Annotated in this window: 6 protein-coding genes; 3 read left to right on the forward strand and 3 right to left on the reverse strand. The window is 36.7% G+C overall.

What is annotated here, in order from left to right; translation table 11 throughout:
- Nucleotides 1-13: 13 nt before the first annotated feature.
- From PGN18_RS08890 to PGN18_RS08900, 3 genes are all read right to left on the reverse strand, one after another.
- Complete coding sequence (locus tag PGN18_RS08890) at nucleotides 14-3208, reverse strand: Eco57I restriction-modification methylase domain-containing protein (RefSeq protein ID WP_335319097.1); 3195 nt, start codon at nucleotides 3206-3208, stop codon at nucleotides 14-16.
- Entirely contained in the window at nucleotides 3209-6571 is a 3363-nt protein-coding gene (locus PGN18_RS08895) for a helicase-related protein (protein WP_335319098.1), read from the reverse strand.
- A 139-nt stretch (nucleotides 6572-6710) separates the two neighbouring features.
- Entirely contained in the window at nucleotides 6711-7997 is a 1287-nt protein-coding gene (locus PGN18_RS08900) for a reverse transcriptase domain-containing protein (RefSeq protein WP_335319099.1), read from the reverse strand.
- 475 nt (nucleotides 7998-8472) lie between these two features.
- On the opposite strand from PGN18_RS08900, the gene PGN18_RS08905 reads away from it, so the two are divergent.
- The 3 genes from PGN18_RS08905 to PGN18_RS08915 all read left to right on the forward strand — a co-directional run bounded on the left by PGN18_RS08905 (nucleotide 8473) and on the right by PGN18_RS08915 (nucleotide 12125).
- Nucleotides 8473-10008, forward strand: a complete 1536-nt coding sequence (locus PGN18_RS08905) for an IS1182 family transposase (RefSeq protein WP_335319100.1) — start codon at nucleotides 8473-8475, stop codon at nucleotides 10006-10008.
- 400 nt (nucleotides 10009-10408) lie between these two features.
- On the forward strand, nucleotides 10409-10846 hold the full coding sequence (locus PGN18_RS08910; protein ID WP_335319101.1) for a DUF1896 domain-containing protein: 438 nt from the start codon (nucleotides 10409-10411) through the stop codon (nucleotides 10844-10846).
- Complete coding sequence (locus PGN18_RS08915) at nucleotides 10833-12125, forward strand: N-6 DNA methylase (protein ID WP_335319102.1); 1293 nt, start codon at nucleotides 10833-10835, stop codon at nucleotides 12123-12125. The genes PGN18_RS08910 and PGN18_RS08915 overlap by 14 nt, the downstream gene beginning before the upstream one ends.
- The last annotated feature ends 9 nt before the right edge of the window (nucleotides 12126-12134 follow it).

Raw genomic sequence — 12134 nt, forward strand, 5'->3', positions numbered from 1 at the left:
CCTCAAAGTGTAATCATAATGGTAGCTCATACTTGTTTATATCTAATTGGGGATCTATTATTAAAGCATCCTCATAACTCAATTCATATAGATGATAAACTATTGCATTTATTTTTTCTTCATTAAGTAAAACCTTATCACTTTCTCCTGTCTGTTTAAATGAAAGTATTTCGTCAACTAGTCTAATAATATGATTTTGGGTATTTATGTCAGCTTTCTTTATAGGAACAGAGTGCAATTCGTAAATACCAATAGTAGGCATCAAATACTTATTTGAGTACCAAAAGTTAATAACTTTCGAATTTAGCAATGCGCACAAGTATTTCAGTGGGGTCTGTTTGTCCCAGTCATCAAACCGAGATACATTAGTTGTGTCTAAAAAGTAATTCTGTTGGTTATCATAGGCACATAATAATTGCATCGAACTGTTTATTCTTTGAGTGACAATCTTTTCAGGAACTTCAAAGAAATCTTTTGTATAAGAAACGGAGCCAACTTTCTCTTTCATTAAATCAGGGCGGTACCAAACATATTCATTGTTCCAGTTGAGTTCATATGCCTTTATATTTCTTCCTCGAAATATCTTTTTGTGATCATTCGAAGAGCTTGTAGCAGATAAAAATCGGCTGTCATCACTTGTTTTAACGCCTCGACTAAATTTGATAATATCGCTTAATGGGTTGGTGCCCAACTCTATCTTTCTAAAAAGATATGCCTGTGAACTCTTTATATGAGTATTTATTTGCTTAAGAGGGTCATAAATTATATCATTAACATTCAATTTCATCACCTCATGAAATAGCTCGTCATATACACCAATATTATAGCTCTGATAAGGCTCGCAATTTAATAGAATAATCATTGGTTTAACAATGGCAGCAAAAATACCCATTTTAAGGTCAACAATCTTTTCAAGTTTGCCGGCGCTAAAAATTAAATCCCTCAGTTTAGAGAAGCTGTCAGTTGCTTTCCAAGTTTGAGGAATTATATAGCACAACGTTCCCCTTTTCTTTACTAGGTCAAACGCTCTTTCAATAAAAAATGCGTACGTATCTACTTTGTTTTTTGAGCATTTAAAAACTGATTTCAGGTAATTCCTATACTCAGTCGGTTGAAGGTTAGCTATGTTTATATAAGGAGGGTTACCAATTATAATATCAAATTTCTCAATCCCAAACATCCACTCGGGATCAAACCAATCTGTTTTCTCGTGGCTGAATGGTTTCCAATTGGCTATTTTAAACGCCCTATTATTTTCGACAGAACCGAATAGCCCCTGTTGATCGAATATTTCTTTTTGAATTTCATGAAATCTCTCCTTTAAAATTTGTTTTTCATCTCCCACACTTTGTAAATAGTCGAACCTGACCTGTTGTATTTCGCTAAGTAATTCAAGAGGATTTTTTTTCTTTTTCGAATTGTACATAGGGACCTGTGTTGTTTCATCAGGCAGCTTTACTAAAGTATCAGCAGTAACAAATTTAAATTCGAGATTTGGGAGTGGTTCAATGCCTCTGTTCGGTTTATTCTCATCTATATGTTCATCTACAATCAAAGTCAAAAAACATCTTAATTTAGAAATTTCAGCAGCAATTGGCTGAATGTCAACACCATATAAGCTATTTTGGATTATGCCGATTTTTCTAGCATAATCAGGATTGTTTGTCAGCTTTTGTTTAACTCTATCTTTCTGCTTGAAATCATTTGTTTTGTTTATTTGGCGCTGTATCCACCAGTCTGCATTGCTATCAAGTTTATGCAACCCAAATACCATTTTCTGCAGAATACCCATTGGAAACGCTCCAGAGCCGCAAGCTGGATCTAATATTTTGAGTTCATCTAATGCTATTAATACATTTTCTTGCTCTTCCTCTAAAAGATTCATTTCCCCTTCGATATCAAATATCGGTTCTAACCGCTCTCTTTGTATTTCAGTCTTAGCCACTAAGTAAAACAGAAGACTCTCGGTCGCCATGTAATCTACTATTTCTCTAGGCGTGTAAAAACTACCAGTTGCTTTTCTAGCTGTTTCTCCACTGTCAGGATCAATCTCTGCAAGTAAATTCTCAAAAATACTCCCTAGCATCTCTGGATCTACACTCACTTCAACGTCTAAGATAGAATTCTCATCAATCGTAAAATTATATTGTTCTAGTTTCTCAAAAAAGTCGACAAACCATTGATCAGGTATTATAAGGTTATTAATATACGATGAATACCCTGTAGCTGCATTAAGTTTATAATAATCGTCGTATTGAGCTTCAAATAATCCACCATTCAAAAAAGGAATGTATTCACAACCATTTGGCAAATCAGTAATTCTTTCACATGTTGGTGTATTAAGGGTTTGGAAAAATAACTTTTCCAAGATATTATGATAATAACTGGGATTTTGCCTGACAGCTTTACTCGAAAGTAAGTGTTCTGGCAATAATGATATGCCAGCATCAGATTTTTTCACCTTTAGGAACCAGCAAAATACTGTTCTTCCTATTAAACGAACAGCAAACTCTTGATAAGGCTTACTGGTATCGCTACTTACACTAGGAAGCTGTAAAACTCTTTCATAGGTTTTAATGGTTTTACCTTTACCAATCGTTGCACCGATAAGTTTATAAAACTGCTCACTAATGTCATTGTAGAATGCCTTATTTAATTTTTCTACAGAAAATGCATTTACTAAGGAAGTAAAATCAATCTGCTTTTCTATGCTTAATGCCTCAAGGCGTTCTGCGACTGTTGTGCAATTTTCGGCTGGACCTACAAGATAAGTATATCGTTTTGCGTGCGTTAATCTTTCCACTATACCATCGTCAGATATGATACTATCTTTTGCCACGAGTGTCAGACGCCATAAAGTATTATCATTTGGTGTGATAAAATTCACCAATGCAGCTTGCCCAGATGTCAGAAGTTTTCTAACGTATTTTTGAATAACAACCTTGCTTCTTTCAATACGAACAGAGGATTGTAACTTTATTTCATAGCAAGTTATTTCAGTATCATCCTCAAGTTTAATGGTACCATACATATTTACTTTATCAATAACTTTTGATTCAGACAAACTGAGATTTTCTCCGCTTGGAATCAGGTCTTTAAATAAATTCAAACCAGAACCGAAAACGGGGCTCAAAACCTCTTTTGCGAAAAGTATTCTGTCGTAAGGATACTGTAGTGCTTTTTTAATCTGTAAATGGTTTGCAGGCATCTATATAAAACTTTGAGTTAAAACTATTTGCGGGTTTATTATTCCCAATGAAACATTTCCTTCTCTATTTGCATCAGCTTTTATACTAAGATCGTATCTGTCTAAGACGTCAATGAAGAGATGATCAATCAATTTTAATGGGTCTTTCAATAATCTATTGTTATTCAAGAAAAAGTCGTTAATAGATTTCGGCATTCCTTTGCTTGAAAACGTTCCTTTTTTGATTAGCTCTACAAGTCTCTGTAGTGCCTTTTTCTTCTGCTCCGTTGGAGTAGATTTCAGTATTGCATTTATATTGTTTATTGCTTTGTTTTCAGCGATACTTAAACTTTGTTTAGTTATAGTATGAATATTACTCTGATTCTTTTCGGACTTAAAGTATTCAAGACCAGCAATTGCTTGTTGATGGTGAAGATTATGAAGATTTACTGCCGATTCTTTAATATTAGCTTTATAAATATTTACCGCCTGAAGAAAGTTTAATTCAATTGCGGTTAAATCAGGTGTAATTAGACAAAATATGCCTGGATGATTATCGCTTTTTAAGTATGCAACTGAAGTATTTTCTAATGGATAATTAATTTCGTTAGCTTCCGAATCAATAAAATTCAGTTCATTGTTTTGCTTAGCTTTTCTTCCACAACGAGCCTTGTTCGGAATCTGATTAATTTCATTAAAATACCTTATATTCTTCTTCTTAAAATCCCGAAGTTCATTTAAATAAATCAATATCTCGCTTTCTTCCTTTTGGATTTTGTTCCCGAAAAGGCCATTATTATCTTCGTTCATTTCCTCCAATAGAGAAAATATTCTGGTGTCTTCACCAAACGCTGTGTGAAAAGATTGAAGTTTCCTTAATGCATTGTTGACTAAATTTATCTTCGCATCGCCGTGGCTCGAGGGATAAAAATTGTAAACATAAATTTTATCAGCTCTACTTCCAATGCGATTGACGCGACCAATTCTTTGCATAAGCCTTGTAGCATTCCATGGCACATCGTAGTTAACAATAACATTACTTCTATGCAAATTGACACCCTCCGCTAGAACTTCGGTTGTTATAATTATATCAAAATCATTTTTCCATTTCTCTTCATCTAAGTTTGCATCGAAGTTTTCTAATAAGGTATTTTCAACACTTTTTCTATTTTCAGCGCTTACAGCCAATATCCTATGGCTGGTTGACTCTGATAATTTAGCGCTCAGTTCGAGTGCAGTCTCTTTACTTTCAGTGAAAATCACCAATTTTCCGCTAGGGTTTTGATTCTTAGAAAAGAAAGTAGATTTAATTTTTTCCGCAAACTGAATCAATTTAGGATCTGTTTTTACCTTTTTCCAACGTTCTACCAAATTGTCGATTTTAGCTTTATCGTCAAGCAGCAACCCAAAAAAGTCTTTATTGAAAGCATCTCTTTTAAACTCTTTGTTATTACCCCCTTTTTCATTTATTCTAGCCTCAATCTGATCAAATGTGAACTCTTCCTCAAATAATTTATTTATATCTAAGTCTGGAGCAATAAATACCCTATCTTCTTCAAACATATCAATCATATTGTCAACAGCTTTTTGTAATCTTTTTATGGATTGCTTAAAAGCATAAAAACTACTTTCCAATCTTTTCACTAGGAGGGTCCTCATTATTACGGAAAGTCTTCCGGAAATAGATTTCACGTTACCGTAGACTTTAATATCGTCTTCATTGATAAGGTGTTCTATGGCTCTATATCGATAATACCCTAATCCATCTATTTTATTACCGTGTTCGTCGAGACCTGTTATTTGAGAAACAGTTTCGTAGAATAACATGCCCAGCTCATCATCAAGTTCATAAAATAAAGGGATAGGATCTCCAACCTGAGGAAAAATTATGCCTTGATTTTTTAGATCCTCTATATAATCAGGGTTGTTTTCAATATCAGTTCTTGTTCTCCTTATTACTAAAGGTTCAACGACATCGTCCCTGAGTTTATGAAATAAGGCTTTGAGCTTGGGAATGTTTAGTTTCTTTTCTGAAGATAGTTTTTTGTACTGTTCATTTATGGGTTTAAAATATTCCTGAAGATTTTTAATGCTTTCTAAAGTACTGTTTCGCCTATCTTGAAATAGATATAACTGATTTTCTATATCCTGTGGCCTATTATTTAGTGGGGTAGCAGAAATTAGTATTACCTTTTTACGAGTATCGCCATTTTCAGATGGTCGAGTCCTTGAAATTTTACATATATCTTGAAGAGCGATGTACATTCCCGTATAATCATTTCTAAACTTATGTGATTCATCAACAACTATTAAATCATATTGCTCGGGATTTGAATATGAATAATCACTTTCATTTAAAACTTTTTGGAGGCTACCCAAAGTTACAAATTCAAAATGGCTCCTAATTTGAAACTCTTCCGTGGTTTTCTTCCAATTAGCTTCCAATGCAGGTGGTAAAACAATTAAAATTTTGGTATGGGTACCATTTTCATATATAAACTTCTTAATTACCATGCAAGCAATTATAGTCTTACCAAGGCCGACTACATCAGCTAAAATAAAGCCATTGTGCTTCATCATAATGGCATATCCCTGATTTGCTGCATCAGATTGATACTTAAGTCTCATAAACTTGTCAGGCAACAATAAATCAATATTATAAGGATCATAATCCACCCTCTTACCGAAATATTCAATCAACATCTTAATGTATAATTCGAAAGGCGTAAAGTTATCACGCAAATAGGTGCCATTTTTAATTTTTTCAACCTCCGCATGAAGAATAGGTACTGATTGCTCCCATAATTTTTCAAACTCATCGGTCGCGAATTTTACATCATCATAGTCTCTTAAGCTAACGTTGAATTCGTAATTTGATTCCGGATTTGCTCCAAGCCCAGAATCCGTTAAATTTGAAGACCCTGTAATGACTTCACACGGAGCATGCTGGTTGAAATTTTCAGGCCGAAATATATATACTTTTGCATGAATTTTTTTTGAGGGATGTGCTCGTAATTCAATTTTGTTATCGGTCAGATCTTTTATAAACTGTATTATTCCTTCTTCAGTTGTTTGATCGTAATTAGCTTCCTGAATATTTTTTATTGTTTCATTTATAAAATCAGCCTTTGTTTCTTCCTGGTTTTCAATATAGTATTGTCCTCGGTCATGATGCTTTTTTATTAATTGATCGACATTAATGCCCACAAGAATTCTAATTTTTGGAATTCTGTCTAAAAAGGCACGTACTTTGAAATAGCCAGACGTTCTAAAGTAACCTACCAAAGCATCAAAGTGTCTTATGCTCTCAATGTTAGTAAAAACTCCCTCAAATTTTTGTAGAAGGCTGTTATTATCTTGGTTTGTAAAAAACTTTGTCGACATCAATTGGTGTTTAAGCATCAAATATAAATAACCTTATCACTTTCTCTATTCAATTATATTAGTTAATTACGTTTCGACCGTAAGCTAATATATATCGTTTTGATTGTTGGGAGAGGACTATAGCAAATGAACCATTATATTAACCTTTTCTCTGCTTTCCGACAGAAACTTGCTTCCGTACGGATCGGATTTTCTTTATAAATGCCGGTAAAATATCCTTTAATTTAGTATTTCGCCAAAAGCTGTGTGTACTCTTGTCATGTTGCCTAACTCTGACCCTATATGCAAGCTTGCGGCATTTCTTAATTTTGTAACGACTGCTTCGAAAATGTCTTTCAAGCTTTGAGTTGACATACATGTCGATTTCTTCAAAGTATCTCTCAACATCGGTATAAGAATAAATGGCAATCCATTTTTCAATTACTTTTTCAATTTCACTAAGTGGTGTAACACCAATTTCAATAGCGTTTATGGTCTGCTTTAATTTACCTTTTAAAAAACCTAAGGTTTCTCTACTAGGGTATACATGTTCACCATCGAACTTGATTGAAAGAAAACCAAAATCTGCTTGTTCTGGATAGATGATCACTGTTTTTCCATTGTTGGTTTCTAACGGGTGGATATTTAGTGCATAATTTTCAGTCAGGAAGTTTTTAATTTCCTCATATCCAGTTCTTGCCTCCTCTTCTGATTTAAAAACAACCACAAAATCGTCTGCATACCTAATCATTGGATACCCCTTTTCTTTCATGTGTAAATCAAAAGTTGAGAGATAAAGGTTAGAAAGGATAGGTGAAAGTGGATTGCCTTGAGGAATGCCCTTACCTGCATTCTTGAATAATTTCCGATGCGCTTTGCTCAATTTATTTAAACCACCAACTTTTTGCGACAAGGAAGCAGCGATTAAAGGATTTAGTGATTTGTCTGGTAAATTAGGATAAATCAAATCGTGCAATAATGAATCTTTTTTTACTTCTTCGAAGAAATTAATTATGTCTGCTTTAAGTATGACCTTACCAGACTGGCGATAGATTGCCTTCATAGCTAATACAGCCTCTCTAATACCTAATCCCCGCTGATAAGCAAAACTTATTCCTTGACTTTCATTTAAAACTTGTTCGAAATTTGTCTCTAAAATAGCTGATAATGATTTCAAAACAACCCTATCACTTATCTCGGGAATTTGGAGAGGTCTAAACTTTCCATTATCTTTTTTTATAATTGCTGCTCTAGTAGGCTGGAATTTGAATGTTCCGTTAGAAAGGTCTGCGGATATTTTTTCTAAATTTGCGTCTAGATTTTCGGCAAATTGTAATATAGTTATACCAGATAGACCGCGAGAGTCTTCATTGTCCTTTTTTAAAAGATTCCATGCATGTAATAGATTTCCTTTTGATGCTAGTTGAGAGAGTAAATTGAGAGACATGGAAAAATTTTGGACTTAGCGAAAATAAGAATTAAAAATAAGATATGTAGTATGGTTGTGTGCTGTAGAAAAATATTAGTATACGTTCGACTCACTTCCTAATATTTGATGAGATTTTTTAAAAAAAAGTTATATTTAATTTTATAGCAATTGCAACTTAAAAATATAGACAAAAAGGTGAATGATTTGGTGAGTCGCTTTTCAACACCCTTCGAGATAGACTTTAAACGCTGAAAAATACCCAACAAATCCCATCATATAAAACCTTAATCCCCCAGAACATATGGTAATCTAAAAATGAACAGCAGAACGAAAGGTAGAAGAGGCTGTATCATAAATCATGGTATCAGCCTCTTTTTCATTTAGCACAATTTGATATAGGGCTAGCTATTAGCATTTTATCTTAATATTTGTTTACGTTTTATCTGTTTTAATCAACTGATTTTCATATATTTAAGTCATAACAGAAGCAGTTATGGCGGCAAGAAAACCTATTTTTAGACCCTATCAGCAGAACCAGCTGATGGCACTTCCTCCCAGTTTTGACGAGTTGATACCAGCGGACCATACCGTTAGGGTTGTCAATGATGTGATCAACGCGATCAATATTGAACCGCTACTGAAAGCCTATCATGTGCGCGGAGGTTCCAACTATCACCCACTACTGCTTTTAAAGGTATTGGTATATGGATATGTAACCAACATCTATTCCAGCCGCAAGCTGGCCGAGGCCTGTCGGGAAAGGATCCCGTTCATGTGGCTGAGTGCGATGAGCAAACCCGACCACAATACGATCAACCGCTTTCGTGGGGTACGTCTTAAACATGCCCTTAGAAGTGTATTTGAAGAGGTTGTAAAACTTCTGGCCGAAGAAGGCCTGCTGAGCATCGACCAGGTCTATACCGATGGGACCAAGATCGAGGCCAATGCCAATAAATATACCTTTGTCTGGAAGAAATCGATTCAGACCAACAAGGAAAAGATGAAAAATCAGCTGGAAGAGATCTGGAACTATGCCCAGCATATTGCAGCAGATGAAGACCTGATGCCAGACCCACCTACTGCAACCCATATCAATAAAGAAAGCGTGAAGGCGACGGTTGAGAAACTAAACAAAGTGCTGGCAGATAATGATCAGGTGGATAAGAAAGTAAAAGCCAAACTTCGCTACATCAACAAGAACTTCCCCGCAAACATTGAAAAGTACGAGCAGCAGGAAGCTATTCTGGAGACAAGAAACAGCTACAGTAAAACCGATACCGATGCCACCTTCATGAGGATGAAGGAAGACCACATGTTGAACGGGCAGCTTAAACCTGGGTATAACGTGCAGATCTCCAGCTCCAACCAGTTTATCGTCAATTATACGATCCACCACAACCCGACCGATACGACTACTCTAAAAAGCCATCTGGAACAGCACCAGAGCAGTTTTGGTAGCGTACCAAAAGTATTGACAGCAGATGCAGGATATGGATCGGAAGAAAACTATAGTTTGCTGGAAGCAAAACAGATGACAGGATATGTGAAATACAACAGCTTTGATAAAGGGCAGAATGCTAACTATGGCAACAAGTTCCCTTTTGCGGCAGAGAAGTTGTTCTATGATGACCAGCAAGATGCCTATATCTGCCCGATGGGACAGCAAATGCATTATATAGGTGATACAATAAATAAAACCAGTACGGGCTTTACACAAACCTATAGAAGATACCAGGCTGAAAACTGCAAAAACTGCCCGCTAAACGGGGCATGTCATAAGTCGAAAGGCAACCGGGTCATTGAGGTGAACGTGAGCTTGAGAAGGCAAAAACAGCGTGCCCACGAGTTGTTGAATACCGAAGAAGGGATAAGGCATCGGAAAAAGCGGTGCTTTGATGTGGAACCAGTCTTCGCAAATATCAAGCAGAACCATGGGTTCCGAAGATTCATGCTACGTGGTAAGGCAAAAGTAGAAATAGAATGGGGGTTATTGGCAATCGCACAGAACTTAAGGAAAAAGGCAGCTTAAAAAAGTCCGCAACAGTCTGTTTATCAAAAAAACAGTCTTAGAAATCATTTGTAAACTTAGGAAAGAAACCTAAGTCTCTCACAAACTAAATAGTCAGGAAAATAGAGTATAAAAAAAGAGGCTGATCATTTCTTCAATGATACAGCCTCTCGATCAAGCCTTTGAAAGTATTAATTACAGTTTGTTAGTTTTAATACCCTTACCTCCAAAATAAATGCTATACGTATTTCATTCTTACTCAAAGCATGATATATAGAAAACAAGAATTAATTTCCTTTATGTTTATATTATTCTTTACGCCAAATCCTACCTCTTAAAGCCAAACCCAACCACATTATTAAAAGACTTACCTACTGTTATAATTTTAGAATTTAAGTAAAATTCTAAACATAATTATAGTATGGATACACAGCAAAAAGACCTATCGTATTTCAGATTACGACTGCAAGAATTATTAAACAGCAGCTTCCCCGAAAAGGCAAACGACCAAAAATTCATCGAGCAGCGTACTTCGTGGGCGGCAAACGCCTACGAGGCCGCGTTCCGTTCAGGAAACGCCGTAGAGCAATGTAATGAGATAGCCGATTACATTCTGTTTGAGGGCTTGCATTTCTCCAAATTCGATACGGTTTTTGGAGTCGTGTGCAATGAGTTTGATACTATTATGGCAGACGAGGAACTGCGACCATTCGCCCTGAAAATGTTTCCTGTCTGTGAGCCTGTTTTCTCCAACTATGAGCTAACCGATGATTTCCCATATGACACAGAGTTTGACCTCCTCTATACCGAACTGACCGGAACCATCGCAATATGGATAGAGGAAAATGGGCTTCAGTAAACTTAGGCATCTCCAACAGAACATTGATGCCCTGCGAATTGTTTTTACACTTGAAAAGGAGAACCGAAGAGCTACCGTAGGCGAAAGACTGCTCATGATGCAATACAGCGGATTTGGCGGTCTTAAATTCATTCTAAACCCCGTAGAGAATGAAATAGATGTCAATAATTGGAGAAAGACGGAACACGATCTTTTCCCAATCACGCAGGAACTCCATCAGCTTCTCAAAGAAAATTCTGGGGATGATAAACAATACCGCAGATACGTTGATAGTATGAAGAGTTCCGTGTTGACGGCTTTTTACACACCACCCCAAGTCATAGATGCGATTTCCGCAACTCTGCGTGAAAGCGGTCTGAACATTCAGAAATTCCTCGAACCCTCCGCAGGTATTGGTTCGTTTATAGAATCCTTTTCAGAAAATCAAAAAGCAAGCGTTACCGCTTATGAAAAGGATTTGCTCACAGGCAAAATCCTAAAACAGCTTTATCCCGAAGCTGGTATCCGTGTAAGTGGCTTTGAAGAAATACCCGAGAGGGAGCAAAACAGCTATGATGTAATCGCCAGCAACATCCCGTTCGGCGATACTTCTGTATTCGACCTTTCTTATTCCAGAAGCAAAGACACGGTAAAAGTTCAGGATGCCCGAAGCATCCATAATTATTTCTTTCTGGAAGGTGCTGATACGCTTCGTGAGGGCGGCATTTTAGCCTATATCATTTCGCAAGGCATATTGAACAGCCCGAAGAACGAACCCATACGCGGGGCTTTGATGAAGGATAACAACTTGGTAGCGGCTATCCGCCTGCCTAATAACCTGTTTACAGAATATGCAGGTACTGAAGTGGGCAGTGATTTGATTGTCCTTCAAAGGAACACCGCAAAACAAGGCCTGACCGAAAGGGAAGATCTGTTTTGCCAAAGTAGTCCAACCGAATACAATACGCCTGGCAATGCCTTGTTTCGGGACAGCACAAGGATTGTGCATACCGGGAGTAGATTAGACACCGACCCGTATGGGCAACCTGCGCTCATCTATACGCATAGAGATGGCGCCAGCGGAATTGCCAAAGACCTGCGACAAATGCTTTCCGATGATTTTGGAAAGCACCTGAATTTGGGGCTGTATAGGGGCGAGCGGAACGCTGAGCCTCTGTTACAAATTCCGGTTGAACCAAAGGTTATACCTCCGGTTATCGAATCCTTAAGCATTGGGCGGGAAAGACAGCCTTTATCCGCTCCGGTAATCAATGGAAATAGCCCGCAGGAAAACAATTAAGCATTTTCG

It is taken from the genome of Pedobacter terrae, from assembly GCF_036946585.1.
Lineage (GTDB): Bacteria > Bacteroidota > Bacteroidia > Sphingobacteriales > Sphingobacteriaceae > Pedobacter > Pedobacter terrae_C.

Bases quoted from the DNA above. Each gene is read 5' to 3' on its own strand.
- PGN18_RS08915 (WP_335319102.1), top strand. From the start codon at position 10,833: ATGGGCTTCAGTAAACTTAGGCATCTCCAACAGAACATTGATGCCCTG.
- PGN18_RS08890 (WP_335319097.1), bottom strand. From the start codon at position 3,208: ATGCCTGCAAACCATTTACAGATTAAAAAAGCACTACAGTATCCTTAC.
- PGN18_RS08900 (WP_335319099.1), bottom strand. From the start codon at position 7,997: ATGTCTCTCAATTTACTCTCTCAACTAGCATCAAAAGGAAATCTATTA.
- PGN18_RS08895 (WP_335319098.1), bottom strand. From the start codon at position 6,571: ATGTCGACAAAGTTTTTTACAAACCAAGATAATAACAGCCTTCTACAA.
- PGN18_RS08910 (WP_335319101.1), top strand. From the start codon at position 10,409: ATGGATACACAGCAAAAAGACCTATCGTATTTCAGATTACGACTGCAA.
- PGN18_RS08905 (WP_335319100.1), top strand. From the start codon at position 8,473: ATGGCGGCAAGAAAACCTATTTTTAGACCCTATCAGCAGAACCAGCTG.